Origin of the sequence: Roseovarius sp. (genome assembly GCF_965277045.1) — a bacterium.
Taxonomy (GTDB): Bacteria; Pseudomonadota; Alphaproteobacteria; order Rhodobacterales; family Rhodobacteraceae; genus Roseovarius.
Genome location: NZ_OZ255712.1, coordinates 2,549,037 through 2,574,730, shown reverse-complemented (window position 1 = coordinate 2,574,730; position 25,694 = coordinate 2,549,037). Strand labels below are relative to the sequence as shown.

The following is a 25,694-nucleotide window of genomic DNA, read 5'->3' as shown; positions in this document are numbered from 1 at the left end:
CACAGGCGGAGTGTGCTCAGATGGCGGTGTCTTCACCGCTTTCGAGATTCTCTACGATCTCGTCGATGACCTTGATCCAGAGGTCGGGAGCCTGACAGCCCGGCACGGCGTGTTTGCCCGCGACGATGAAGCAGGGCACGCCGGTCACGCCCATCTCGCGGAAGGCCTTGTCGCGGCCCGCGATGCCCTCGATATCGGCGTCGGAGGCCAGCAGTTTCTGAACCACCGCGGCGTCCATCTCGGCACTGTCGGCGATATCGCCCAGAACCTCGGGGTCGCTGATATCGCGTCCGTCCTCGAAATAGGCGCGGAAGAGCGACATGGCGACGGCCATCTGGCGACCTTCGATGCCCGCCCAGTGGATCAGGCGGTGAGCGTCCATGGTGTTGGGCGTGCGCGTGATCTTGTCGAAATTGATTGTCAGCCCCTCGGCCTGGGCCCGTTCGGCGATGGGGGCATAGGCCTGAACCGCGCCGTCCTTGCCGCCGAATTTTGCTTCGAGGTACTCACGCCGGTCCATGCCCTCGGGCGGCATGTCGGGGTTGAGCTGGAACGGGTGCCATTCGATCTCGAACGGGTGGCCGGGGCGTTCGGCCAGCGCCTTATCGAGGCAGGCCTTGCCGATATAGCACCACGGGCAGATCGGGTCGGAGACGATATCAAGCTTGACCATGCAGGTCCTTGTAGATCGGCCGCAGGGCGCGGCGCAGGAGTTTTCCGTTGGCGCCCGTGGGCAGCGCGTCGAGGTGGAAGAAGCCACGGGGGCGCTTGTAGGCGGCGAGGTTGTCGTTGACATAGGCCTTGAGCGCGTCCTCGGCAACCGGGGCGGGGGCGGTGTAGAAGGCCATGATGAGGCGGGCGTCCTGTTTGACCTCGATCTCGGTCACCGCGGACTGGGCGATGTCAGGGTGGGCGTTCAGCACCGCCTCGACCTCCATGGGCGAGACGCGGAAGCCGCCGGCGTTCATCATGTCGTCGGAGCGGCCGAGGTATGTGATATCGCCTTCGGGAGACATGACGCCCTGGTCGCCGGTGAGGAACCAGTCGCCCTGGAAGCGGTCGGCGGTTTCGTCGGGTTCATTCAAGTAGCCCAGCATCAGGCCGGGATCGGAGCGGTGGATGGCGATGGTGCCTTCCTCGCCCACCGGGACCGGGCCGTCCGCGCCGATCAGCGCCACGTTGCGGCCCGGCTGGGGGCGGCCCAGCGTGCCGGGGGCGGCGGGGTGAGCGGGGCGGCCGGAGATGAAGGTGGAACATTCGGACATGCCGTAGGCCTCGAAGAGCGGAGTGCCAGTGGCTTCGCGCCATTGGGCGTCGATGGTGGCCGAGAGCTTTTCGCCCGCTGTCAGGCCGTGGCGGAGTTTCGGCAGGTCGAGCGTTTTGCCGGGCGTGACGAACTTGCGGAAGACGCCGGGGGCGGCGGCGAAGATGGTGGCGTCGTGGCGTTTCATCAGGAGAGGCAGCTGGTCGGGCGTGACGGAGGTGGCCGGGATAAGGGCGGTGGCACCTGCCGTCCACGGGTCCATGAGGCCGGTGCCGAGCGTGTAGGTCCAGTTGAAGGCGCCTGCGTGCACCAGGCGGTCGTCCTGGCGCAGGCCGTACCAGCCGTCGACCATCATTTGCCGCGCCCAAATGGCGCGGTGTGCGTGCATCACCGCGCGGGGCGTGCCGGAGGTGCCGGAGGTGTAGATGATATAGGCCAGACGGTCCGGATCGCCCATGTCGAACTCTGCCGGGGCCTTGTCATGCATGGCGCGCAGGGCGTCGGTGCCGATGACGGGGATATCCGTGTCGGGACAAGGAATGTCGGCGCCGCGCAGGATGGCTTTGGGTTCCGTTGTCTTGAGGATGCCGGCGACCTCGCGCTCGGTCAGTTGCGAGGAGGTGGGGATGGGGACGAGGCCGACGGCGATGGCGCCGAGATAGGCGATGGGGAAGTCGACGGTGTTGCCGAGGCGCATGAGGACACGGTCGCCGGGTTGAAGGCCGTGCTCCAAAAGGCCTGCGCCCGTGCCCAGGACGGCGGATTTCAGGCGCGCGAAGCTGTAGCGTTCCGCGCCGGAGAGGCCGAGGATGGCCAGGGCCACCTTGTCGGGCAGGTCGTCCGCGTGGCGCAGCACATGGGCCGCGAGGTTGAAGGGCGCGGGGCAGGGCGGAAACGCGGTGGTGTCGGTCTGGGAGCGCATGGGGCGGAGGATTAGGACCGCCACGGCGAAGTTGCAAGCCATGGCGGCGCTGCGTATAGCGTAGGACATGGAAGACAGATCGCCCGTGAGCCTTATCAGGCTGGCCCGCGAAAGCGGGGAAGAGGAAGCGGCCCAGCCGCTGAACCTTGCCGAACGGGTGCGCGGATTGCGCAAATCGCGGGGCTGGACGCTGGAACAGGCGGCCCGGCAGGCGGGGCTGGCGCGGTCCACCCTGTCGAAGATCGAGAACGGGGTGATGTCGCCCACCTACGATGCATTGAAAAAGCTGGCGGTGGGGCTGGAGATTTCCATTCCGCAGCTGTTCACGCCGCCGCAGCGCGAACAGGTCAGCGGGCGGATGGCGGTGACGCGGGCCGGGCAGGGCACGGCGCAGGCGACGACGACCTATGAGCATGAGTTGTTGGGCGAGGCGCTGTTGAAGAAGCGGATGCTGCCCTATCGCGCCCGCATCCGGGCGCGGTCAGTCGAGGAGTTCGACGGCTGGGTGCGCCATGACGGCGAGGAGTTCATGTACGTCCTGACCGGGGTTGTTCGGCTCTACACCGAGTTCTACGAGCCCATCGAGATGCGCCGGGGCGACAGCGCCTATTACGATGCCACGATGGGCCACAACGTGGTGTCGGCGAGCGATGAGGATGCGACGATCCTTTGGGTGACATCGCTGGCGTGAGCGTGGCGCGTGGGCTTTCGCCCACCCTACGCAGGCGACACCTCGCGGTTTTGTGATGGCATGGCGACCGCATTCGCCCGTGACCGAATGACCCGTGGCCTGTTCCTTGGGCCGGGCTGCCCTATTTCGGCAAATTAACCCGATCGGAAGGTCCCGTGCGTTGGCACGGTGCCCGGTATCGTCATGTGGCCGTTTGGAGGTATTTGATTTGGGTAAGGTTTTCAGGGTCTTGATCGGCCTTTGCGTCGTGGCCGCCTGTGCGGCTGCGGGGCTTTGGGGCACGCAGGAGATCCTGTCGCAGGGCGGATCGGGCGAGGCCGCGTCGGCGCCGCCCGCCGTGCGCGTGGAACTGACCCGGGCTGAGACGCGGCAGATCGAGGACCGGGTGAGCGGCGTCGGCACGCTTATTCCGGTGCGGTCGGTCGAGCTGGTTCCGGCGGCGGCGGGACGGGTGACCTCTGTGCCGGTCACCTCCGGCGAAGAGGTCACCGAAGGCGAAACTATCGTGCAACTCGACGACCGGGCGGCACGCGCGGCGCTGGCCGAGGCCGAGGCGACCTTTGCCGAGGCGGAAGACGAATTTCGCCGGGTCGAGGAGCTGACCGACAGCAATGCCGCGGCCGAAGCACGGCTGGAAGAGGCGCGGGCGGCCTATCGCCGGGCGGAAGCGGCAATGATGATGGCGCGCGCCGACCTGGAAGATCGCACGCTTGTGGCGCCGTTCGACGGGATCCTGGGGCTGATTGACATCGAGACGGGCACGTTCCTGGGCGAGGGCATGGCCGTGACGCGGTTGTCGGACATCACAACGATGGAGCTGACGGTGTCGCTGCCGGAGCGATATTTTGACCAGATAAGGGTGGGGCAGGCGGTGAACGTGCATACTCCGGCCTATCCGGATGCGGAATTCGACGGCGAAGTGACCGTGCGCGCGCCCGAGGTGAACCTGGAGACGCGCAGCTTCAACATCCGGGCCGAGATCGACAATGCCGATGGGCGGCTGGTGGGCGGCATGTTCGCCGATGCCGAGATCGTGCTGGACACCTACGAAGGTCTGGCGATTGCCGATGACGCGATCATCAGCGAAGGGCTGGCAAGTTATGTCTACACCGTCGCGGACGGGGCCGCGGTACGCACCGAGATCGAGCCGGGCCAGTCGCTGGGCGCGCTGACGGAGGTACGCAAGGGGCTGAGCCTGGAGGACCGCGTGGTCGTTGCGGGGTGGGACAACCTGACGGACGGGGCGTCGGTCGAGGTGGTCGAGGACGCGGAGCAGCAGGACGACGCAGCGGCACAGGACGACGAAGAGGCCAACACGCAATGACGCTGCCCGACCTGTGCATCAAGCGGCCCGTGCTGGCCACGGTCATGTCGATCCTGATCATCGTGGTGGGCATTGCCGGGTTGACCCGGATGCCGGTGCGGGAATTGCCCGACACCACCACGGCCGAGGTCACGGTCAGCGTGCCCTATATCGGCGCCGGTCCCGGCGTGGTGGACAGCGAGTTGGCGACGGTGATCGAAGGCGCGCTGTCGACCGTGTCGGGTATCGACAGCATGAACACCGAATCTGAGCTGGGCGGTCTGCGCACGGTCATCACGTTCCGGCAGGGGCGGGATATCGACCAGGCGGCGGCGGATGTGCGCGCGGCGGTCGAGGGCGTGGCGGGCGATCTGCCTGAAGAGGCCGAAGAGCCGCAGGTGGAGAAGAACGACAGCCAGGGTGACCCGATCCTGTGGATGACGCTGACGTCCGAGACCCTGTCGGCCTCGGAGCTGACGGATTATGCGGACCGGTTCATCACCGACCGGCTGGAAACGCTGAGAGGTGTCGCGGCGGTGCAGATCTATGGCGACCGGGCCTATGCTATGCGCGTCTGGCTGGATCCGCAGGCGATGGCGGCGCGGGGTGTGACCGCGAACGAGATCGCCGACGCGCTGCGGGCCAACAACCTGGAACTGCCTGCGGGCACCATCGAGAACAAGGCGCGCACGTATTTGCTGCGTACCGAGACGCGGCTGTCGAGCGTCGAGGCGTTCGAGGATCTGATCGTGCGGTCGGACGAGAATGGCAGGGTTCTTTTGGGCGACGTGACCCGGATCGAGCTGGGAGTCGAGAGCGATGACAGCGAATTCCGGGCCAATGGCGAGACGGCGCTGGGCCTGGGTGTGTTGCGGCAATCCTCGGCCAATACGCTGTCGATCTCGGCGGCGGTCAGCGAGGAAGTGGAGCGGATCGCGGCAGACCTGCCGGGCGGGACGGATCTGCAGATTACGTCGGACGACGCGGATTTCATCGAGAATTCGATCCGGCAGGTCTTGACCACGCTGGCCATCGCCGTGGGGATCGTAGTGGCGGTGATCTACGTCTTCCTGACCTCGATCCGGACGACGGTGATTCCGGCGGTGACCATCCCCATCGCGCTGTTGGGCGCCTGTGCGGGGATCGCGCTGGCCGGATTTTCGATCAACATCCTGACGCTGTTCGCGCTGATCCTGGCCATCGGGCTGGTGGTCGATGACGCCATCGTCGTGCTGGAGAATATCGAGCGCAAGGTCGAGGAAGGCGAGGACCCCAGGCAAGCGGCGCGGACGGGCGCGAACCAGGTGTTCTTTGCGGTGGTATCGACCTCGGCGGTGCTGGTCTCGGTCTTTGTGCCGCTGTCGCTGCTGGAAGGCGAGCTGGGCAAGCTTTTCCGCGAGTTCGGCGTGACGCTGGCCATTGCCGTTGCGCTGTCGACCTTCGTGGCGCTGACGCTGTGCCCGGTGATTGCCAGCAAGCTTTTGAAACAGGGCATGAACGACAGCTGGTTCGCGCGGGCGGTCAAGCGGGTGACGCAAAGCACCTCGGACGGGTATCGCAAGCTGTTGACGCGCGCGATCAAGGCACCGCTGGTGGTGCTGGCCGTGGCGGCGGTGCTGACGGGAATGTCCTGGACGCTGTACCAGCAACTGCCGTCGCAACTGACGCCCAACTCGGACAGGGGCATCTTTTTCGTGTCGATCCAGGCGCCGCCGGGATCGGCCCTGCCGCTGACCGACACCGCGGTCAGCCAGGTCGAGGACCTGATCGCGCCTTACCGCGACGAGGGCGTGGTGGAAGACACCATTGCCATCGTGGGCCAATACGGCGAGGCGGGCCGCGCCTTTGTGGTGGCGGTGATGTCGCCGTGGGGCGAGCGTGAGATGGGGCCGCGCGACGTGCTGAACGAGCTGCGCCCCGAGTTTGCCAAGATCACCCGCGCCAGCGTGCGTGCCTTCGCGCCTTCGGGCCTTGATGCCGGGAGCGGTTCGGGGCTGGAAGTGATCGTGACGGGGCCGAGTTTCGAGGATGCCGCCGAGTTTTCGCGGCAGATGGAAGAGGCGATGCGCGCCAGTCCCGACCTGACCGGGGTGCGGCGGAATTACGAGGTCAACACGCCGGGGTTCGACATCAGCGTGAACCGGGCCATGGCGCGGCAGATCGGGGTCGAGGCGCGGGATATCTCGGACGCCGTGCGCACATTCTTTGCCTCCGCGGAGGTGACCGAATTCATCTCTCGCGACCGGCAATACCCGGTGATCCTGCAGGCGCCGGACGAGCGGCGGACCAACATCACTGACCTGACAGGCGTGAACGTGCGGACCGAGACCGGTGAACTGGTGCCGCTGGACGGGCTGGTGACGCTGGAGCGGCGTGCGTCGGTGCGGGCCTTCAACCGCTATAATCGTCTGCCCTCGGTCGAGATCAGCGCGTCGTTGGCGGAAGGTGTGGACCTCGGGTCGGCCATCGCGACGGTCGAGGAGATTGCCGCGGACATGCCCTCGGCCATGCAGATCAGCTATTCCGGGCAGGCCGAAAGCTATCAGGAGACGTCGGGCGGCATCGCGCTCACGTTCGCGCTGGCGCTTCTGATCGTGTTCCTGGTGCTGGCGGCGCAGTTCGAGAGCTTCATTCAGCCGGTGGTGATCCTGCTATCCGTGCCCTTGGCCGTGGCGGGAGCGCTCCTGACGCTTTTTGCGCTGGGCGAGGCGATCAACATCTATACCCAGGTGGGGATGGTGATGCTGATCGGGCTGATGGCCAAGAACGGCATCCTGATCGTGGAATTCGCCAACCAGTTGCGCGAGGAAGGCCGCAATGTGCGCGACGCGGTGATCGAGGCGTCGGCGGTGCGTCTGCGGCCGATCCTGATGACGGTGATGTCGACCGTGCTGGGCGCGGTGCCGCTGGTGCTGTCAACCGGCGCAGGCGCGGCCAGCCGGTTTTCAATCGGGATCGTCATCATCGGCGGGTTCATGTCGGCCTCGGTGCTGACGCTGTTCCTGACGCCGGTGCTGTATGACCTGTTGCAGAAGGACCGGGAAAAGGAAGACGCGCCCGAGGGTGCGGGCGTGCAGCCGGCGGAGTAGCAGGCACGCGCCTCAGATTTCTGATTTGGCTACCTTGTGATAGATATGGGTGAAAGTCGCCGCGCCCAGGATCGGGATAACGAGGTTCACCAGCGGGATCGACAAGGGCAGGGCCATCAGGGTGCCGGCCATCCAGATCGTGCCGCGATGTTCCTTGCGCAGCAGCTTGGCGTTGGCGCGGCCGACGCGGCGCATGGCGGCCAGCTGGAAATACTCCATCCCCAGAAGGTAGCCGTTCACGGCCCAGAAGATGAAGGGCGTGGCGGGCGGAAAGAAGGCGTAGAGGATGAAGGCCAGCAGGTTGGCCGCGATGATGACACCGAGGAAGTTCACGCTGTCCTTGAGCCCGTCGAAAAACGGCACCGGCGGGACGGTGGGCAGGTTGGGATAGTGCCGGTCCTCGACCGCCTGGGCGACCGTGTCGAGGAAGAGCGAGGTGATGGCCGACGCCACCGGCACCATCAGGAAGACCGACATCAACAGCATCAGGAAGAAGCCGGACCAGCCGAGCAGGTCGTCGATCCAGTTGACCTCGCCGATGATGGGCAGGGTGGTGGTGTCGCCGGTCGCCCACTGGATGAACATCAGGAAGGCGGCGGTGACGGCGACGAGCAGCAGGAACGACAGCGCCACGCCCAGCCAGAAGACCTTGCGGAAGCGCGGGTCGCCCAACTGCCCCAGGGCCTTGAAGAAGGCGGTGAAGATCATTCGGTGACCCAGGTGGTGATGGCGCCGATATCCGGGCGGGGACGGTCCGGCGGGGCCGAGGTTTCGGTGCCGAGGAAGACCAGGCCGGCGATGCTTTCGTTGTCGGCAAGCCCGAGGCCCTGGGCCACGAATTCGCGGTCATGGCTGGCCCAGCCCGTGAGCCAGTTTGCGCCCCAGCCCGAGGCCAGAGCGGCGTTCAGGAGCGCGAGGCACACCGCGCCGGCCGAATAGGTCTGTTCGATGGCGGGGATCTTGTCGGACGGTTTGCGCACCTCGACCACGGCGATGGCAAGCTGGCCGTCCTCGTATTGCTTGGCGGCCTTGGCGATGTCCTCTTCCGACTTGCCCAGGGCGGCGCCGCGATTGCGTGCCAGGGCGGCAAGGCGGGGCATGGCGGCACGATCCAGCACGATGAAGCGCCACGGCTCGAGCTTGCCGTGATCGGGCGAGCGCGCGGCGGCCTGCAGGATCGGCAGCAGCTCATCGCGCGAAGGCGCGGGGCCGGTCAGCGTCTTGGCGGGACGCGAGCGGCGCGTCAGCAGGAACTCCATCGCGGCGGGATTGGGATCGGGCATGGGGGGCTTTCGTTGCGTCTGATCTGTTGGGGCATATGTCGGGCGGCGCGGTGCGGGCGTCAACCCTTTTGGCGGGGACGGTCAGGCCGACGGAATTGCGGGACTTTCGTCGTAGCACCGCGCGGGATCAAGGCCGAATGCCGCCGCGCGATCGCCCGCTGACTGAAAGTCGATTGCACACAATCGCCGAAAGGGGGCCGCCCGGACGGGCTGGCGATTGAGAGAAGTTGGCGAGTCGATTGAAGGTCGTGCGGATATGGCTGGGATAAAGTGCGCAGAAAAAACCGTCGCATCGCCATCCCGCGGTCTGGCGATCACGCGGCTATTTCTTCCCGCGCGACAGGCTGTAGACCCCTTCGGGCAGGTTCAGCGCGGCGCCGAGATCCTGCAGCTGGGTCATGGACAGCGTCACTTTCTGTACCCGGTCGGTGCGCGGATCTAGCTGTTCGATGGTCACGCATTCCTCGAACGCGTTGATGGTGATGTCTTCTTGCAGGGGCACACTGCCCTCGTCGACCAGGGTGACAACGGTGGAGTCGAATTCGTGCTCTATCGAAAACATGGGGCCACAGTAGCGCATGGTTGCCCGAGCGCAATCGGCTTTGCATCGCGCGTGCGCACGAGGGGGACTGGCCCTCGCCGCAAAGCCTGCTAGAACTAGGGGAAAGGTAGCAATTGCAGGTGAGACAGATGCGTTGGAAGGTTCTGGTTTGTGCGTTTTTTCTGGCGGGTTGCGAGGTAACCACCACGGGCGGCGACGCGCCGCAGCCCCGGCCGACCGGCCAGCAGCAACAATCGGTTAAAGCGCCCTCGGGGTCGCAACTGGCGCGGTTCCGGCAGGTTGTGGCGCGGGTCGAGCCGGTGGCCGAGCGCGAATGCCGGGCGCGCGGCGGCAACGTGAACTGTGATTTCAACGTGGTGCTGGATGATCGCCCCGGTCGTCCGCCCAACGCGTTCCAGACGTTGGACCGCAGCGGGCGCCCGATCCTGGCCTTTACGGCGTCGCTTATCGCGGATGTGCGCAACGAGGACGAACTGGCCTTCATCTTTGCGCATGAGGCGTCGCACCATATCCGGCGGCACATCCCGCGCCAACAGCAGAGCGCCGCGGCGGGCGCGATCCTGCTGGGCGGGCTGGCGACGATTGCCGGTGCCGGCACGGGTGCCGTGGACGCAGCCACCAATGTGGGCGCATCCGTGGGCGCGCGCAGCTATTCCAAGGAGTTCGAACTGGAGGCCGATGCGCTGGGCACCATCATCGCCAGGAAATCGGGTTACAACCCGGTGCGCGGTGCAGAGTATTTCACCCGCATTCCCGATCCGGGCAATCGGTTCCTGGGCTCGCACCCGCCCAACGCGCAGCGGATCGAGACCGTGCGCCGCGTCAACTCGCAACTCTGACGGGGTGACATGCTGCAACTGACCGGCGTGATTTCCGACCGGGGGTCGAAATACGCCGTGTCGGGCGGCGTGGCGCGGGACCGTGCGGCGGTGGACGCGTTTCTCAAGGAACTGAAGCGCGACAAGAAATTCGCCAAGGCCACGCACAACACCTGGGCGATGCTGGATGCCGAGGGCACCGCGCTGAAATCCGACGATGGCGAGGCCGGGGCGGGCATGGTCATCGTGCGGATGCTGGAACGTGCCGACCTGCGCGAGCACGTGATCGTGGTGACGCGCTGGTTCGGCGGAAAGCACCTGGGCGGTGACAGGTTTCGGCACGTGCAGGACTGTGTCAGCACGTACATGGAGGCGCTCGAGCGGTCTTGATGCAGATCAAGGCGCACTCGGGCGGGTTGGGTCAGTGTCGGCGGCAGGGGTGCCCCGACACGCGGCAATGACGCCGGCAGGGCCGGTGGCACCCATCCGACAGGAGGGCGCCATGCCGCAGACGAAAACGATCAGACGTCATACCGAGCTTGTGGACCGCATGGCCGGTACGCTGGGACTGGACCTGGAAGAAGAGGTCTATGCCGGCCAGCTGGATCCCGAAACGCTGTGCGACGCGGTTCTGCGGTGCACGGGCTGTTCCGATCCGGATGGCTGCGAGGCCTGGATGGCGGCGCAGACGGCCCCGGTGGACGCGACCCCGATCATGTGCCGCAACGGCGAGGTCTTTGCCGCACTGAAGGCGGGACTGCGGGTCTGAGCCGTCGCCGCTGTCGCGCTGCGTTAGAGCGGTGCGATGCTCTTTGCCATGGCGCCGGAGATCCCGAGAAAGCAGCAGGCGGTGGCGACCAGCACGCAGGCGTGCCAGATGGCATTGCTGAATTTCAGCGTGTCCCAGCAATAGAAAACGACCGCGCCGGAATAGATGATGCCGCCCGCGAAGATCAGTGTCAGGCTGTCGGCCGGAAGTGACGGCCAGAGCGGGACGATGATGATCAGGCCCAGCCAGCCGAGCGCCACTTGCGGCAGCCAGTGCGTGCTCATCTTTCCGCGCGCGGCCAGCAGCTTGCGCACCGCGCCCGAGAGCGCCAGAAACCACACCAGCGTCAGCACGGTATAGGCGAAAGGCGTGTTCAGCAGCACCGCAAGCGGCGTGATCGTGCCCGCGATCTTGACGTAGATGGCGGCATGGTCGATCCGGCGCAGAACCGGGCGCAGGGACGTGTGGGCGGCTAGGTGATAGGCCGCCGAGGCCGAGAGCATCAGGATCATGGCGAGCCCGTAGACGATGGCCGCGGTCATCGGCCCGGCGGTCAGGTGCCCGGCGTTGGCGGTGATCAGGATCGCGAATGCGACAAGCGCGCTGCAGACGCCGAGCACATGGACGGTGCCATCGGCGATCCGTTCGGCGCGTGTATAGCGTGGGTAGGACATGTCGCGGTCCTTTGGCCTGTGGGTGTCCTGCGGTTTCGTGTCGAACATGACACTGAGATGTCTCGATTATGTTTCAGTTTTAGGGGTCTTCGTTCAAAAATTATGTGACAACATCGTAATCAAAATGGAAACAAAGGCCCGGCCGGGCCTTTGTTTGATTTTTTGCAAAGGGTTAGCGGGCTTGAAGCCGCGCGAGATAGGCCGCGGTTGACGCTGCGGCAATGCCGTAGATCACGTGGCCCACCAGCGCCACCCAGGTGATGCCGGTGAAGTTCAGGAAGAACGGCAGTCCCGCGATGCTGGTGATGCCGCCGATGGCGAAGACCCAGAGCGCCGCGCCGTAGAGCGCCGAGGCGGGAAGCCAGTGAAGACCGGGAAGGATGCGGGCCAGCGCCGGGCGCGCGATGAAGAGCCAGCCGATGGGATAGGCCAGGAGGCCCACGAAGAAGAGATGCATCAGGTGGCCGTAAGGCGCGGCGTTGGGCAGGCCCAGCGAGCCCAGCAGGCTGCGGGCGAGGCCCACGGGGGCGAGGTTGGCAAAGCCGAGGATCGGTGAAAGTGCCTGGCCGAAGATGTCGAAGGCCACGGTGCCGGCGGCGCCGGACAGCAGGATGAGCAGCGCCGTATCGACGGAAATGGCGGGCAGGGTGCGGGCGGGATCGGTGGTCAGGGAAGTCATGGTCGGGGGTCCTTGTCAGGTGTCGGTTGCGTTGGTGCGGCCAAGCTGCGGCGGACCGATGTGACAATCAACTGACAGGCCCATGAGCGCACGGATTGGTGTAAATATCTGTGAATGTTGAAATATTTCAGAACTTCACGGGTGTGTCATCCTGGGGCGGAAACCCGTGACAGTCACGCCCGCGTCACCGGCCGGCCTTAACCGGGCGGGGTGACACCCAGCCAGTTGAAAGACCGGGCGAGCCAGGCCGCGCCGCCCGTGCGCTGCCACGTGCCATGGGCCATGACGACGCGTTGCGGCGCGCTGTCGATAAGCTGTTGGACCCGGCTGCGCATCGGGGCGCGGCGCGGCAGGCTGAGCAGGCGCAGGTCGAGGGGCGCGCGTCCCGGATCCTCGGTGATGCCGAGAAGGCGGGCGATTCCGCGTTGCCAGCGCGACCAGTGGCGATGCAGGAAGTCGTGGTCGAACGCCTCGCTGGTGTCGGTCAGGATGGCGGTGCGGGACGGACGGTGGAGGAAGATGACCTCGCTGAAGCGACGCCCGATCTGCAGGTGCCACTGGTCGATCACCCCGGCCCAAGCGGGCGGCGGCGTGTCGCCCAGCGTGCCGGTGAAGGCAAGGTCGCGGCGCTTGGCGATCGTGCCCGGCGGACCCCAGAGCGCGGCATTGGGAAAGGCGCGCCGCCAATCTGACAGATAGAGATGATGGATCGGATTGGGACTCACGAGATGGGCCACAGGCCCGAGCGCATCGACCGCTTGCCGCAGCGCATCGGTCAGCGCGACCGGCGACCAGACCCAGAGATCGCCGTCCGGCAGGCGGATGATGACGCTGCGGGTGGGATAGGGGAGGCCGTAGAAGCTGACGATCTCGCCCTCGGCCAGCCAGATATTGTCGTCGATCTTTTCCAGCGGCATGGCGGGGGGTCTCAGCTTTTGGCGATCTGTCCCCACAGGTCATACTCCCCCGCCTCGTCCACCTCGACCGTGACGATCTCGCCCACGTTCAGGCCCTCGGTGTTCTCGTCGATGAAGAGACAACCGTCGATTTCCGGTGCATCCGCCTTGGTGCGGCAGGTGGCGATGCCGTCCTCGTCGATATCGTCGACGATGACCTCTTGCACCGATCCGACCTTCTGGCTGAGTTTATCCACAGAAATCGCCTGTGCCTTTTCCATGAAGCGATCCCAGCGGTCCTGCTTGACCTCTTCGGGCACGTGGTCGGGCAGGTCGTTCGAGCGGGCGCCCTCGACATTTTCGTATTTGAAGCAGCCGACACGATCCAGCTGTGCCTCGTCGAGCCAGTCGAGCAGAGTCTGGAATTCGGCCTCGGTTTCGCCGGGATAGCCGACGATGAAGGTCGACCGCAGGGTCAGGTCGGGACAGATCGCGCGCCAGGCGGCGATTTCATCGAGGGTTTTCGCCCCGGCGGCGGGGCGGGCCATGCGTTTCAGAACATCCGGGTGGGCGTGCTGGAACGGGATGTCGAGATAGGGCAGGACGCCGTTTTCTGGGTCGGCCATGAGCGGGATGAGCTCGCGCACATGGGGGTAGGGATAGATGTAATGCAGCCGGACCCACGCGCCGAGCTCTCCGAGTGCCTTGGACAGATCGACGATGTGGCTGCGCAGGTCGCCGTCCTTCCACGGGTTCACGTCATACTTGCGGTCCAGCCCGTAAGCGCTTGTGTCCTGCGAGATAACCAGAAGCTCGCGCACGCCGCTGCCGACCAGCTTCTCGGCCTCGCGCAGAATGGCGTGGCCGGGGCGCGAGGCGAGGCGCCCGCGCATGTCGGGGATGATGCAGAACTTGCACTTGTGGTTACAGCCCTCTGAAATCTTGAGGTAACTGTAATGGCGGGGGGTCAGTTTGACGCCCGCCTCTGGCAGAAGGTCGACGAAGGGATCGGGGCTGGGCGGGACGGCGGTGTGGACCGCGTCGAGCACCTGTTCGTATTGATGCGGGCCGGTCACGGCCAGGACGCGGGGGTGGGTGCCGGTGATGTATTCGGGTTCGGCCCCCAGACAGCCGGTGACGATGACCCGGCCGTTCTCGGCAAGCGCCTCGCCGATGGCGTCGAGGCTTTCGGCCTTGGCGCTGTCGAGAAAGCCGCAGGTGTTGACGATCACCGCGTCGGCTCCGGAATAGTCGGGGGAGATGCCGTAGCCCTCGGCGCGCAGGCGGGTCAGGATGCGCTCGCTGTCGACCAGCGCCTTGGGGCAGCCCAGCGACACCATGCCGATCACCGGCTGGCCCTTACGGGGCGTCTCGGTGACGCGGGCGCGCGCGAGGTCAGGGCGCAGATCGGGTGGGTTGGTGCTCATGCGGCGCGATATAGTCCCCAAAGGGCAACCGATAAAGCGGAAAAGCTGTTGTTGGGCGCGAGGGCTGCGCCTAGTCTGAAGGAAAAATAACGGAGAGCAGGATGCGGTGGCTCATTCGCCTTTTCATGATCGTGCTGGCGGCGGCGGTCCTGGTTGTCGCGGCAGTGTTCTTCCTGCCCGGCGAGCGGATCGCGGGCATCGCGGCGGACCAGCTGAGCCGGATGACCGGCCGCAAGGTCACGATGAGCGGCGAGACCACGATCAGCTTCTGGCCGGTCCTCGGGGTCAGCACCGGCGCGGTGACGGTCGCAAACGCGGACTGGGCCGGCGAGACGCCGATGTTTCAAGCCCAAAGCCTGAAGATCGGGGTCGAGCCGCAGGCGCTGTTCGGCGGCGATATCCGCATCACCGGGCTGGAGGCGGTGGGCCCGCAGATCAACCTGCGCCGGGCCAGGGACGGCCGTGTGAACTGGGAGCTGAACGTCGAAGGCGTGGCGCCGTCGGGCCAGGGCCAGAGCGACGGCGGTGGGGCTCCGGCGCGGTCGAACCGGCTGTCGCTGACACTGGACCGGGCGCTGATCGAGAATGCCTCTTTGGTTTATGTCGATGATGTGGACGGGACCACCGTGCGCCAGTCGGGCGTGGATTTCGATTTGCGGTGGCCGGACTACGACGGCGCGGCGGATTTCGACCTGACATTGCGCCCCGGCGGCGAGGTGGTCGAGATATCCGGCACGCTGGACCGCGTGGGGCATTTTATAGATGGCGGCGTGTCCGATGTGCAGGCGCAGATTACGACCAAGGCAGGCACGGCCAGCTTTGCCGGGCGCTCGGGATCGGCGCCGGAGGTGTCGGGCAAGCTGACCGCGGATCTGGAGAGTACGTCAGAGTTCATGGCGCTGATCGGGCAGGGACCGATGGACATCCCCGAGGGGCTGGGCCGGGCCGCGACGCTGGAGACGGACCTGACGTTCAAGGACGACCGGCTGTCGCTGCGCAACACGGCGCTGGGGCTGGATGGCAACCGCTTGACAGGGGCTGCGGACGTGGAGCTGGGAGAGGACAGGCCGCGCCTGAATGTGCAACTGAACGCCGGGGCGCTGGACCTGACCGGGTTGAGCGCCGACGACGCCGGGGGCGGAAGTGGCAATGGCACAACTGGCAACGGCGGCAGCGGTGGCGCGGCGGATGACGGTTGGTCCAGGGCACCGATCAACGCCTCGGGCCTGGGGGCTGTGAACGGAGAGTTCGCGCTGGTCGCCGACAGCATCGACCTGGGCGATTTCAAGCTGGGCAAGGTGCGCACGCTTGCCACGCTGGACCGTTCGCGGCTGGTCTTCGGCCTGCGCGAGGTGCGAGCGTATGACGGGCTGATCACCGGGCAGTTCGTGATGAACAACCGCTCGGGCCTGTCGGTGGGCGGCGAGATGATCGCCACGGGGATCGACCTGAAGACTTTCCTGGACGACGCGATGGATATCTCGCGTTTCGAGGCAAAGGCCGATGGCGAGGTGGATTTCCTGGGCGTCGGTGAAAGCGTGCACGCAATCATGAACTCGCTGCGCGGTGGGGGCGCGTTCAAGACAGGGCGCGGCGTGATCTCTGGCTTCGATCTGGACCGGCTGATGCGGTCGGGCAGCGGCACCGGGGGCACGACGGTGTTCGATACGCTTTCTGCCACTTTCACGATGGAGGAGGGCAACCTGTTCAACGACGACCTGACGCTGAAGCTGCCGCAGGCGAGCGCCGCGGGCGAAGGGCGCGTGGGGTTGGGGGCGCGGGATATCGATTACCTCTTCACGCCGCGACTGCTGGACGGCGGAAGCCGCGACGGGCTGGCGATTCCGGTTAAAATCCGGGGGCCGTGGGCCAATCCGAAGATCACGCCAGACCTGGAAGCGGCGATCGACCTGAACTTCAAGGAAGAGAAGAAGGAACTAGAGCGGCAGGCGCGGGACGAGATCGAGCGCGAGGTCGAACGGCAGCTGGGGATCGAGCGGCAGGAAGGCCAGTCGCTGGAGGATGCGGCGAAGGACGCGCTGGAAGACGAGCTGGAGCGCGGCCTGCTGAAGCTGTTCGATTGACGCTGACGGAACCGCAGCCTAGGAGCCGGGCATGACACTCAATCCCGTGACCGAAGAGTTCATCGCGCAGCTGCGCGACACGTTGCCAGAGGCGGCGTTCCGCGAGGTGAGGCCGTCCTACCTGGAAGAGCCGCGCGGGCGCTGGAAGGGGCGGGCGGGCGTGCTGGTGGCACCCGGCAGCACCGAGGAGGTCGCGGCCGTGGTGCGTGCCTGCGCCGGGGCGTGTGTGCCGCTGGTGCCCTATGGCGGCGGCACCGGGCTGGTCGGGGGGCAATTGTCGCCGGAGGGGCCGGTCCCCGTGCTGCTAAGCCTTGAGCGGATGCGCGCGGTGCGCGGCGTCTGGCCCGAGGAAAACGTGATGGTGGTCGAGGCGGGCGCGATCCTGCAGGACATCCATGCCGAGGCGGAGGCGGTGGACCGGCTGTTTCCCTTGTCGCTGGCCGCCAAGGGCAGTGCGCGGATCGGCGGGAACCTGGCCACCAATGCGGGCGGTGTGAACGTGCTGCGCTATGGCAACGCGCGGGACCTGTGCCTTGGGTTGGAAGCGGTGCTGCCAGACGGCACGATCTGGCACGGGCTGAAACGGCTGAGAAAGGACAATACCGGCTATGATCTGCGCAACCTGCTGATCGGCTCCGAAGGCACGCTGGGCGTGATTACCGCCGCGGCGTTGAAGCTGTTTCCCAAGCCCGCCGGGGAAGGTACGGCGCTGATGGTGGTGGAGAGCCCCAAGGCGGCGCTGAGCCTTTTGTCGATGGCGCGCGATCACATGGGTGAGGGCGTGTCGGCGTTCGAGCTGATGCACAGGGCGGGCCTGGATTTCCTGGCCGAGACGATGCCGGACATGCGCCTGCCCTTCGCCGAGCCGCCCGAGTGGTTCGTCCTGATCGACATCGGGTTGGCAAAGGGACTGGACCCGGCAGAGGCGCTGGAGTCGCTGTTCGTGCAGGCGGCGGAGGCTGGGCTGGTGAACGACGGCATGATCGCGCAGTCCGAGGCGCAGCGGGAGGAATTCTGGGAGGTGCGCGAGACGATCCCCGAGGCCAACCGGCGCATCGGGTCGATCAGTAGTCATGACATTTCCCTGCCGCTGAGCGCGGTGCCGGGTTTTATCGACAAGGGCACCGCGGCGCTGAAGGAGCTGGGTCCGTTCCGGATCAACTGCTTCGGACACTTGGGCGACGGCAACCTGCATTACAACGTGTTTCCGCCCAAGGGCGAGACGTGCGATGGCTACACCGATCAGCGCGACGCCATCAAGCGGCTGGTGCATGACCTGGTGCACGAGATGGACGGATCGGTGTCGGCCGAGCACGGGATCGGGCGGCTGAAGGTCGATGACCTTGAACGCTATGGCGATCCGGCAAAACTGGCGGCGATGCGCGCGATCAAGGCGGCGCTGGATCCGAAGGGCATCCTGAATCCCGGCGCGATCCTCAGGCTGCCGCCGGATGGGAAATGAGTATTTTCAGCAGGAAAAAGGGGTGACGTCGCCCTGCGTGTTCTTCGGTTGGATACGCGATGGAGACGGTGGCCCCGGGTGCGCCCCGGGTGCTTGGCCACATCACTCGTCGAGGCTGCCGTGGATGGCGAACTGTTCCAGCCCGGCATCCTGCGCGGCGATGGAGCGGTAGGTTTCGCGCACGCCGGCCTCTGTGAGTTCGCGGGCGACGGTCAGCAGGGTGTTGGGATCGTGGTCGTCGCACATCTCGATCATCTGGGCGATTTCGTCGGCCGCCACTGGGCGGGCGGCCTCGATGTCGGGCGCGCCGTAGACCGAGACGAAGTGCTGCGCCAGCGCGTCGGTCAGGGCGGCGCGTTCGGGCTCTTCGATTTGCGTGACGGCCACGAAGGTGACGCGGCCGAAAGTTTCCAGCCCCAGCCAGCCGTTGGAGAACGCCTGCCGTTGCTTGCCGCTGAGGTCCGCCTCGGACCAGTTGGAAAACTCGAACCCGCCGGAGATGCACCATTCACCGGTGCGGGCGGGCGAGGGATAGACGCGCGTGTCGCTTTCGTCGAAATGGATGGCGCGGGCGAGTTTCATGTGTCCGTCTCCAGCACGGTGCTGAGCGGGATGAGACGGGTCTCGCCGCCCGCCCGCAACAGCATTCCGAAATTTTCGTCGACGCCCATGAAGGTTCCCGTCTGGCCGTCGATGGTTATGTCTTCGCCGATACCGTGCGCGAGGCCGCGCCATTCGGAATGCAGGGCGCGGGGGCCTTCGTCTTCCCAGCGGGTGATCCAGACCAGCGTGTGCCGCGCCCAGCCTTCCAGCAGGGCGACCGGGTCCACGTCGGCGCAGCCTTCCTCGTAGAGCGCGGTGCGGTCGGGGGCGTCGCCTGGCACGGCGGCGGTCAGCATCAGTGGCAATTCCAGCCCCACCACCAGCCAGCCGGGCATGGCGGCGGGATCGGTCGTGCCCGCCATGACGCGAAGGCGGCCGCAGGAAGCGCCGTTGATGCGCAGGCCCCCGGCCCATTCCAGGTGCACCGCCACCTCGGGCGGGGCGATGGCGCCAAGCGCGTTCTGAAAGCCGACGCCGCAGGTGGGCAGCATGGCCATGGCCTGTTCCAGCGGCACCTCGGGTGCCATGATCAGCGCCGCGGCGAGCCGGTTGGCGCCCACGTTATGCACGATGGTGCCGGCATCGCAGCCAAGGGCCGCCATGGCGCAGGCCTTCTCGAACGGGTCGATGCCCGCGTCGACGGCGTGGCCCTGCATCAGGGGCGGGAAGGCCGGCTCGCGGGTCATGCCACGCCCTGTGCCACCAGTGCCCGCGCGATGTCGCGGAAGGCCTGCGACTGGGGCGCGTCGGGCTTGGACACCACTATGGGCGCGCCGCCGTCAGAGGCCATGCGGATGTCGATATGCAAAGGCACCTCGGCCAGGAGGGGCACGCCCATCTTCTGCGCCTCGGCGGCGACGCCGCCATGGCCGAAGACATGTTCCTCGTGCCCGCAGTTGGAACAGATATGCGTCGACATGTTTTCGATCATACCGAGCACGGGCACCTTGAGCTGGTTGAACATGTCGATCCCCTTGCGGGCGTCCAGCAGGGCGACGTCCTGGGGCGTAGAGACGATGATGGCACCGTCCACATGGGCCTTTTGCGCCAGCGTCATCTGCACGTCGCCGGTACCGGGGGGCAGGTCTACGATCAGCACGTCGAGCGCGCCCCATTGCACCTGCATCAGCATCTGTTGCAGGGCCCCCATCAGCATCGGGCCGCGCCAGACCACGGCCTGATCCTCGTTGGTCATCAGGCCCAGCGACATCATGGTGACGCCGTGGTTGCGCATCGGCAGGATGGTCTTGCCATCGGGCGAGGCGGGCCGGCCCGAGACGCCCAGCATACGGGGCTGGGAGGGGCCGTAGACGTCGGCATCCAAGAGGCCGACGCGGCGGCCCTCGGCGGCCAGCGCGCAGGCGAGATTCGCGGATACGGTCGACTTGCCCACGCCGCCCTTGCCGGAGGCGATGGCGATGATGTGGTCTACGCCGGGCACGCGTTGCGGGCCTTGCGGTTCGGCGGGTTTGCTTTTCGTCTGGAGATCCGGCGGGGCCTTGGCGGAATGGGCGGTCAGCACGGCAGAGACCTCCGTCACGCCGCTCACACCGCGCACGGCCTCCTGCGCTTCGGCCAGCACGGGCTTGTAGGCTTTAGATTTCGCTGGGTCGATTTCCAGCACGAAGCGGACGATGCCGCCCTCGACATTGAGGCCGCGGGTCACCCCCGCCGACACGATGTCGTCGCCCGTGCCTGGGTCTTTCACGTTTTTCAGCGCGGCGAGCACGCTTTCCCTTGTTGCCGTCACGTTCACCCGCCCTTGATCGTGCCGGTGACCACGTGTTCGACATCGAGACCGTCGACGGTCAGCACGACCTTGGCCTCGAACGTCTTGCCCTCGGTACCTTTTGTGTTGCGCATGGCCTCCTCGATGGCCTGCTGCGAGGTCACGCCGACCTGCTTGAGGAACTTGCGCATGGACATGTTGAAATCGTCGCTCATTTTACTCTCCTTTATCCAAGAGTGTTGACGCGTGGCTGCGGGCCTTTCTAGGCTTGGAACCATGCGTGGGCAATTCTTATCCCTGGTTTGCGTGATTGTGGTGGTCTGTCTCGGGATGTCCACCGCAGAAGGGCGCGCGGACGAGGATTTTCGGCTGGGCGCGCCGCCGCCGCTGATCGAAAGCGGGCTTCTCGACTACGTGCTGCCACGTTTTTCGCTGAAGACCGGGGTCAGGGTCGACATCGTGGACCTGGACGAGGGCGCGGATATCCTGCTGGCGCCTGATGCCGAGGGGCCGCGCGTCTTCGACGGGCCGCAAACCAAGTGGCGGATGCAGATCAACACGCCCAGCCATGAGGGCGCGGTGAGCTTTGCCGATTGGCTGACCTCCGAGATCGGCCAGCGCACGGTGACCAGTTACGAGATCGAGGGCGCGGCGCCGTTCGGCCTGCCGAAGGAGGACGTGCAGGAGGTGGCCGAGGTCAGTTTTGACGGGGATGCGGACCTTGGGCACGACCTGTCGGTGGCGCATTGCGCCCGTTGCCACGCGGTCAGCGAGGCGACGCGGATGAACGCCATGGCCTCGACCCCCAGTTTTGCCGTGCTGCGGGCGATGGCGGACTGGGACCGGCGGTTCCAGACCTTCTATATCCTCAACCCGCATCCGGCCTTTACCCAAGTCAAGGACGTGACCGAGCCGTTTCCGATCAACCGCCCGTCGCCAATTGCGCCCATGGAGATCACCATAGACGACTTGCAGGCGATCCTGGCCTACGTGGCCGGCGTGGAGCCGGCCGACCTCGGGGCACCGATCGAGCATCAGTGATCCCGGCGTTTCGAGAAATAGTCGTCGGTGGTGCGGACCTGCGGACGCTCGCCGCCGGCGAAGGGATTGTCCTTTGAGTGGAACTGCGCCTTCACCCGGCAGTCGTCGCACATCTGGATAAGCCGCGCGGCTGACTCAGAGCCGAACATGGAATGCTTGCCCGCCAGTTTCTCGGTTATCCGGTCGATGGTGGACTTCACGCCGAAGGGCACGCCGCATTCGATGCACTGCGCCGGTTCCTCCTCGTTCAGCACGACTTGGCCCATGGCTTCGTCGCTCAGGTTGAGGCGCGGCTCGTAGCCGATGGCGTCCTCGGGGCAGATATTGGCGCAAAGGCCGCATTGCAGGCAGGCATCTTCCTGAAAGCGCAGCTCGGGCTTGTCGGGGTTTTCCACGAGCGCACCGGAGGGGCAGAGCGAGACGCAGGAAAGGCAGAGCGTGCAGGCGTCGGTGTCGACCAGAACGGCGCCATAGGGCGCGTCGTCGGGCAAAGGCAGCACCGTGTCGTCGCCATGCAGGGCCTTGGCGGCAAGGCGGGTGACCTGACGGCGGCTGCCCATCGGAAGGATGGGTTCGGCCACCGGGGCCGGGCGGGCTTCGTCGGTGTAAAGCGCGTCGCAAAGCGCGTCGGGCTCGGCCACGTCAAGCAGGGCGATGCGGTCTGCGCCCGCGATGGCGCGGGCGAGGGGGATCTCGCGGTCGAGCGCGTCGCGTTCGGTGGTGGGCGAGAGCAGGATGGTCACGTCCGCAAAGCCCGAGGCGAGGGCGGCCAGCATTTCGGCATGGCCGAAGCCCGAGAGCGCGGGCACTTCCAGCGGGATCACGTCGGCGGGCAGACCGCGGGAATAGCGGGCGGCGAGGCTGATCATCTGCTGGCCGTGGCTGTCGTCGCAGACCAGCAGGCGCGGGGCGGTGCCGCCGGCCTTGCGGAAGGTGGAGGCTAGCGTCTGGATGCGGCGGAAGAGCGTGGCGGGCGAGGGGGCGTCGTAGGAGATGGCTCCCGAGGGGCAGAGCGCCGAGCACGCGCCGCAGCCCGCGCAGATCATCGGGTCGACGGTGACGTGCTCGCCTGCCGGGGAAATCGCGCCGGTGGGGCAGACGTCTAGGCAGTTGGTGCAGCCGGTCTGCTGGGCGCGGGAATGGGCGCAGATCAGCGGCTCGACCGCGACGTAGAGCGGCTTTTCGAAGGTGCCGATCAACTGGCTGGCCTCGAGAATGGCGTCGGCCACCGCCGTCATGCTGCCGGGATCGGGGCGCAGGTAGCCCTCGCGCTTTTGCGGGGCGGGAAAGAGCGGGGTGCCGCCGGTCAGGTCTAGGATCACGTCGCATTCGGTGCGGGCGCCGTCCCGCGGGGCGGTCCATGTCAGCGCGCCGCGACCCGACGGGTCGACCTGTTGCAGCCCGTCGATCTGGACCGAGAAGCCCCCAAGGGCGCCGGTGGCGCGTTTCAGGTGCCCGCGAATGACGTCATAGCCCGCAGGGTCGGGCGCGTCCGCGTCGTCGGTCAGCAGGGCGGTCACGCCGAGGATGTCCCTGAGCTTGTCGGCGGCGGGCAGAACGGTGCCGGAGGGGCCGATGATCAGGCACAGTCCTTCGGACATGACGTCGACGGATTTGCCTGAAGGCACATCCAGCGTGGCCTCGGCCAGAAGGGCGGCCATTTTGGGTAGTTTGCTGGCGGGGTCGTCGGACCATCCGGCCCTGTCGCGCAGGTCGGTGACAGGTGGCGCGGGCATCTCCATTTCGGCGGCGAGCTCGGTAAATAGGCGTTGTTCCTGGCGACAGCAGAGGATGGCGTCACCCGACGCGATGGCCTGTGCCGTGGCGTCGGTCTGGGTGGTGCAGAGGCCGGAATGCACCGCGCTGCAGGTGAGGCCGGTGGCCGCTTCGAGCGCGTCCTTGTCGATCTCTTGCGAGCCCGCACAATTGCACAGAATCAATTGCTTAGTCATTGTTTGCCCCGGCTTTCACTGGCTGGTCGCGCGACGATGCCGCACGACGAGCTTATGGATTGCAATGCAGGTCACTCTTCGTGAACCTGCACGGGCCTCGCGCCGCTTTTCCCGACAAGCATGGTCAGGAATAGAGGCGTCTGGCCTTCGATTCTTCTGCCCTTCGCGACGCTGTTGCAAGCGGGAAACCCGAGCATTTTTCTTGTCCGGACATTCTGTCCGTCTTCCTGTCGAATCTTGTCCGTGGCTACCCAAATTGTCCAGATTTGCGATCCGTCCACAATTGCATGCTTTTTTTCTTTGAGACGCCGGTGCAGTTGGCTCAGGATAAGTTATCGGGAGGATACCAGCCACACATGATCCACAATCCGGACATGTACGCCACTATGCCTTTGGGGATCGTCATGCGCCGCACGCCGGGCGTGACGCGCTGGGCTGCGTGGGCGTGGAGGGCGGTTGCCGTCCTGCCCGGGGCCGGCCCCGCCGCGTGGCGCGTGCTGCGCGAGGAAGGCGATATCACCGAATACCACGCGGCGACCATGACGCTTGAGCTGCACGGTGCGGAGACCGAAAGCTATCTGCACGGCCTGTCGGCGCAGGTCCCGTCCGTTTACGCGGTCTTTCGCAAGACGGGCGGTGATTGTCCGATGGAGGCAGTGCTGGTGACGGCCTCGCCCTATGAAGCGCAGGATTACGAGGACAATGGCGAGGATATCGTGGAGAAGATCCCGATGCCCGAAGGCCTGATCGCCTGGGTCCGGGATTTCGTCGAGACCTACCATATCGAGGAAGAATTCAAGAAACGCCGCCGCGACAAGGTCAAGGTGGACGCGCATGTGGACGGGATCGGCGACCCGCGTATCGTACAGCAGCGCGACATCTACCGCTCGCCCACGCTGCGGCGGAAAGGGCGGATGCAATGAGCGCACGCGAGGATTTCTGGTCGCGCCGCAAGGCGCGGGTGGCGGCGGAGGATGCCGCCGAGAGCCGGTCGCGCGAAGAGGCGAAGCGGGTCGAGGCGCGCGCGTCGCTGGAGGAAAAGAGCGACGCCGAGGTGCTGGAGCTTCTGGGCCTGCCCGATCCGGACACGTTGGACAAGGGCGACGATTTCAGCGCCTTCATGGCCGAGGCGGTGCCGGACCGCATCCGCCGCTGGGCGTTGCGTCGGCTTTGGGGCACGAACCCGGCGCTGGCCAATCTCGACGGCCTTTTGGATTACGGCGAAGATTTCACCGACAAGGCGATGGTGATCGAGAACATGCAGACGGCCTATCAGGTGGGCAAGGGCATGTTGACCCATGTGCAGAAGCTGGCCCGCGAGGCGGAGGCCCTGACGGCCATGGCCGAGAGCGATGCCGAGGCCGAAGACGAAACCGGCGCACCGGAGACTGAGCTCGAGGAGCCGGTCGAGGTGGCCGAGGCCGAGCCGGTCTACAGCTACACTTACGAGCCTGCCGCGGCGGAGGCGGACACGTACGCGCCGCCGCCGCGCAGGCGGATGCACTTCACCTTCGACGATGCAAGCGAGAGCACGACATGAGCAACCAGGAGGCGGTCATGATGACAGACATCCGGTCCCAGATTGCCGAGGAAGACCGGCTGCGTGCCGATCTTTACGATTTTCTGGGCGTGCTTCTGGCAGGCCCGCCCTCCGAGGCGCTTCTGGCGCAGACCTCCGGGCTGTCGGGCGACAACGAGACCGACCTTGGCGTTGCCGTCGCGGCGCTTTCGCGCATCGCCAGGCACACCAGGCCGCAGGCGGTGGAGCGCGAGTTCAACGCGCTGTTCATCGGGCTGGGGCGTGGCGAGCTCTTGCCCTATGCCAGCTATTACCTGACCGGGTTCCTGAACGAAAAGCCGCTCGCGAGCCTGCGGCGGGACATGGCGGCGCGGGGCATGACCCGGGCGCAGAACGTCTATGAACCCGAGGACAACATCGCGTCACTGATGGAGATGATGGGCGGGCTGATCACCGGGCGCTTCGGCAAGCCCGCGACCCTGGCCAATCAGAAGACCTTCTTCAACACGCATATCGGCCCGTGGGCCGGGCATTTTTTCACGGATTTGGAGGCTGCGAAGAACTCGGTTCTCTATGCCTCGGTCGGCGCTGTCGGCCGGGTGTTCATGGAGATCGAGACGGAAGGTTTCCGGATGAGCGCGGAGGGATCCGCATGAACCGGCAGGGTGACCTGCCCTCACCAGAGAGGAGGACTCTCATGAGCGAGAAAACGCAAGGCAACAGCCGGCGCGATTTTCTGAAGATGGCCGCCGCAGGCGCGCCCGCGGTCGCGGTCGCAACGGCAGCCGGCACCGGCACTGCCGAGGCGGCGGAACCGGACCTGTCATCGGACAAGATGCAGGACACCGCGCACACGCGCGCATACTTCGATAGCGCCCGGTTCTGACGGACCGGACGTGATCACTTGACCTGCCGGCGACTGGTTGC

The 25,694-nt window shown here is 66.1% G+C and carries 27 protein-coding genes; 13 read left to right on the top strand and 14 right to left on the bottom strand.

Annotation, left to right across the window (positions count from 1 at the left end; genetic code table 11):
* Positions 1-16: 16 nt before the first annotated feature.
* Positions 17-673, bottom strand: coding sequence for a DsbA family oxidoreductase (locus ACQY4V_RS12850; protein WP_428512278.1), 657 nt, complete (start codon positions 671-673; stop codon positions 17-19).
* Positions 660-2,186: a class I adenylate-forming enzyme family protein gene (locus ACQY4V_RS12845; RefSeq protein ID WP_428512276.1), complete on the bottom strand. Its 1,527-nt coding sequence runs from the start codon at positions 2,184-2,186 to the stop codon at positions 660-662. The genes ACQY4V_RS12850 and ACQY4V_RS12845 overlap by 14 nt, the downstream gene beginning before the upstream one ends.
* Before the next feature lie 67 nt (positions 2,187-2,253).
* Between ACQY4V_RS12845 and ACQY4V_RS12840 the strand changes: the two genes are divergently transcribed.
* The 3 genes from ACQY4V_RS12840 to ACQY4V_RS12830 all read left to right on the top strand — a co-directional run bounded on the left by ACQY4V_RS12840 (position 2,254) and on the right by ACQY4V_RS12830 (position 7,269).
* A complete protein-coding gene (locus ACQY4V_RS12840; RefSeq protein ID WP_428512274.1) occupies positions 2,254-2,877 on the top strand; it encodes a helix-turn-helix domain-containing protein in 624 nt (207 codons plus the stop codon).
* Positions 2,878-3,106: 229 nt separating this feature from the next.
* Positions 3,107-4,201 (top strand): efflux RND transporter periplasmic adaptor subunit, encoded by a 1,095-nt coding sequence (locus ACQY4V_RS12835; RefSeq protein ID WP_428512272.1) that lies wholly within the window; start codon positions 3,107-3,109, stop codon positions 4,199-4,201.
* Positions 4,198-7,269: an efflux RND transporter permease subunit gene (locus tag ACQY4V_RS12830; RefSeq protein ID WP_428512270.1), complete on the top strand. Its 3,072-nt coding sequence runs from the start codon at positions 4,198-4,200 to the stop codon at positions 7,267-7,269. The genes ACQY4V_RS12835 and ACQY4V_RS12830 overlap by 4 nt, the downstream gene beginning before the upstream one ends.
* A 12-nt stretch (positions 7,270-7,281) precedes the next feature.
* On the opposite strand, the gene ACQY4V_RS12825 is transcribed toward ACQY4V_RS12830, so the two are convergent.
* The 3 genes from ACQY4V_RS12825 to ACQY4V_RS12815 form a co-directional block, all read right to left on the bottom strand.
* Positions 7,282-7,977 (bottom strand): EI24 domain-containing protein, encoded by a 696-nt coding sequence (locus ACQY4V_RS12825; protein ID WP_428512267.1) that lies wholly within the window; start codon positions 7,975-7,977, stop codon positions 7,282-7,284.
* Positions 7,974-8,552 (bottom strand): nitroreductase family protein, encoded by a 579-nt coding sequence (locus ACQY4V_RS12820; protein WP_428512265.1) that lies wholly within the window; start codon positions 8,550-8,552, stop codon positions 7,974-7,976. Before ACQY4V_RS12820 ends, ACQY4V_RS12825 begins: the two co-directional genes overlap by 4 nt.
* Positions 8,553-8,874: 322 nt before the next feature.
* Positions 8,875-9,114, bottom strand: coding sequence for a hypothetical protein (locus tag ACQY4V_RS12815; RefSeq protein ID WP_152493494.1), 240 nt, complete (start codon positions 9,112-9,114; stop codon positions 8,875-8,877).
* Positions 9,115-9,242: 128 nt separating this feature from the next.
* Between ACQY4V_RS12815 and ACQY4V_RS12810 the strand changes: the two genes are divergently transcribed.
* The 3 genes from ACQY4V_RS12810 (at position 9,243) to ACQY4V_RS12800 (ending at position 10,701) form a co-directional block, all read left to right on the top strand.
* Positions 9,243-9,953, top strand: a complete 711-nt coding sequence (locus tag ACQY4V_RS12810; RefSeq protein ID WP_428512263.1) for a M48 family metalloprotease — start codon at positions 9,243-9,245, stop codon at positions 9,951-9,953.
* 9 nt (positions 9,954-9,962) lie between these two features.
* Positions 9,963-10,322, top strand: coding sequence for a YigZ family protein (locus tag ACQY4V_RS12805; RefSeq protein ID WP_420556700.1), 360 nt, complete (start codon positions 9,963-9,965; stop codon positions 10,320-10,322).
* Between the two features lie 112 nt (positions 10,323-10,434).
* Positions 10,435-10,701 carry a DUF6455 family protein gene (locus tag ACQY4V_RS12800; protein WP_152493491.1) on the top strand — a complete coding sequence of 89 codons (267 nt, stop codon included), beginning with the start codon at positions 10,435-10,437 and terminating at the stop codon, positions 10,699-10,701.
* Positions 10,702-10,724: 23 nt separating this feature from the next.
* Here ACQY4V_RS12800 and trhA read toward each other — a convergent pair whose 3' ends face one another.
* The 4 genes from trhA to rimO form a co-directional block, all read right to left on the bottom strand.
* The gene (gene trhA / locus ACQY4V_RS12795) at positions 10,725-11,423 is read right to left on the bottom strand and encodes a PAQR family membrane homeostasis protein TrhA (protein WP_428512260.1); all 699 of its coding nucleotides are present in this window, start codon (positions 11,421-11,423) and stop codon (positions 10,725-10,727) included.
* A gap of 124 nt (positions 11,424-11,547) precedes the next feature.
* Complete coding sequence (locus ACQY4V_RS12790; RefSeq protein WP_428512258.1) at positions 11,548-12,054, bottom strand: hypothetical protein; 507 nt, start codon at positions 12,052-12,054, stop codon at positions 11,548-11,550.
* Between the two features lie 197 nt (positions 12,055-12,251).
* The gene (locus ACQY4V_RS12785) at positions 12,252-12,971 is read right to left on the bottom strand and encodes a DUF4336 domain-containing protein (RefSeq protein WP_428512256.1); all 720 of its coding nucleotides are present in this window, start codon (positions 12,969-12,971) and stop codon (positions 12,252-12,254) included.
* Positions 12,972-12,982: 11 nt separating this feature from the next.
* The gene (gene rimO / locus ACQY4V_RS12780; RefSeq protein WP_428512254.1) at positions 12,983-14,377 is read right to left on the bottom strand and encodes a 30S ribosomal protein S12 methylthiotransferase RimO; all 1,395 of its coding nucleotides are present in this window, start codon (positions 14,375-14,377) and stop codon (positions 12,983-12,985) included.
* A 101-nt stretch (positions 14,378-14,478) separates the two neighbouring features.
* On the opposite strand from rimO, the gene ACQY4V_RS12775 reads away from it, so the two are divergent.
* Both ACQY4V_RS12775 and ACQY4V_RS12770 read left to right on the top strand, forming a co-directional pair.
* Positions 14,479-16,461 (top strand): AsmA family protein, encoded by a 1,983-nt coding sequence (locus ACQY4V_RS12775; RefSeq protein WP_428512252.1) that lies wholly within the window; start codon positions 14,479-14,481, stop codon positions 16,459-16,461.
* Positions 16,462-16,492: 31 nt separating this feature from the next.
* The gene (locus ACQY4V_RS12770) at positions 16,493-17,923 is read left to right on the top strand and encodes an FAD-binding oxidoreductase (RefSeq protein ID WP_428512250.1); all 1,431 of its coding nucleotides are present in this window, start codon (positions 16,493-16,495) and stop codon (positions 17,921-17,923) included.
* Positions 17,924-18,025: 102 nt separating this feature from the next.
* On the opposite strand, the gene ACQY4V_RS12765 is transcribed toward ACQY4V_RS12770, so the two are convergent.
* Genes ACQY4V_RS12765 through ACQY4V_RS12750 form a run of 4 tightly spaced genes read right to left on the bottom strand, consistent with a single transcriptional unit; the run spans position 18,026 to position 20,470 of the window.
* Positions 18,026-18,505, bottom strand: coding sequence for a DUF6505 family protein (locus tag ACQY4V_RS12765; protein WP_428512248.1), 480 nt, complete (start codon positions 18,503-18,505; stop codon positions 18,026-18,028).
* Positions 18,502-19,212 (bottom strand): DUF4444 domain-containing protein, encoded by a 711-nt coding sequence (locus ACQY4V_RS12760; RefSeq protein WP_428512246.1) that lies wholly within the window; start codon positions 19,210-19,212, stop codon positions 18,502-18,504. Before ACQY4V_RS12760 ends, ACQY4V_RS12765 begins: the two co-directional genes overlap by 4 nt.
* Positions 19,209-20,276: an iron-sulfur cluster carrier protein ApbC gene (apbC, locus tag ACQY4V_RS12755; RefSeq protein ID WP_428512244.1), complete on the bottom strand. Its 1,068-nt coding sequence runs from the start codon at positions 20,274-20,276 to the stop codon at positions 19,209-19,211. The genes ACQY4V_RS12760 and apbC overlap by 4 nt, the downstream gene beginning before the upstream one ends.
* 2 nt (positions 20,277-20,278) lie before the next feature.
* Positions 20,279-20,470 (bottom strand): DUF6494 family protein, encoded by a 192-nt coding sequence (locus ACQY4V_RS12750; RefSeq protein WP_428512242.1) that lies wholly within the window; start codon positions 20,468-20,470, stop codon positions 20,279-20,281.
* Between the two features lie 61 nt (positions 20,471-20,531).
* Between ACQY4V_RS12750 and ACQY4V_RS12745 the strand changes: the two genes are divergently transcribed.
* A complete protein-coding gene (locus ACQY4V_RS12745; protein ID WP_428512240.1) occupies positions 20,532-21,296 on the top strand; it encodes a hypothetical protein in 765 nt (254 codons plus the stop codon).
* Here ACQY4V_RS12745 and ACQY4V_RS12740 read toward each other — a convergent pair.
* Complete coding sequence (locus ACQY4V_RS12740; protein WP_428512238.1) at positions 21,290-23,248, bottom strand: 4Fe-4S binding protein; 1,959 nt, start codon at positions 23,246-23,248, stop codon at positions 21,290-21,292. The two genes, ACQY4V_RS12745 and ACQY4V_RS12740, sit on opposite strands and share 7 nt — an antisense overlap.
* 356 nt (positions 23,249-23,604) lie before the next feature.
* On the opposite strand from ACQY4V_RS12740, the gene ACQY4V_RS12735 reads away from it, so the two are divergent.
* The 4 genes from ACQY4V_RS12735 to ACQY4V_RS12720 are packed head-to-tail and all read left to right on the top strand — an operon-like array spanning position 23,605 to position 25,653.
* Positions 23,605-24,171 carry a DUF3305 domain-containing protein gene (locus ACQY4V_RS12735; RefSeq protein WP_254702924.1) on the top strand — a complete coding sequence of 189 codons (567 nt, stop codon included), beginning with the start codon at positions 23,605-23,607 and terminating at the stop codon, positions 24,169-24,171.
* Positions 24,168-24,788 carry a DUF3306 domain-containing protein gene (locus ACQY4V_RS12730; RefSeq protein WP_428512236.1) on the top strand — a complete coding sequence of 207 codons (621 nt, stop codon included), beginning with the start codon at positions 24,168-24,170 and terminating at the stop codon, positions 24,786-24,788. The genes ACQY4V_RS12735 and ACQY4V_RS12730 overlap by 4 nt, the downstream gene beginning before the upstream one ends.
* Positions 24,785-25,423, top strand: a complete 639-nt coding sequence (locus tag ACQY4V_RS12725; RefSeq protein WP_222452656.1) for a TorD/DmsD family molecular chaperone — start codon at positions 24,785-24,787, stop codon at positions 25,421-25,423. Before ACQY4V_RS12730 ends, ACQY4V_RS12725 begins: the two co-directional genes overlap by 4 nt.
* Positions 25,424-25,464: 41 nt before the next feature.
* A complete protein-coding gene (locus ACQY4V_RS12720) occupies positions 25,465-25,653 on the top strand; it encodes a ubiquinol-cytochrome c reductase iron-sulfur subunit N-terminal domain-containing protein (protein WP_222452657.1) in 189 nt (62 codons plus the stop codon).
* Positions 25,654-25,694 lie beyond the last annotated feature (41 nt).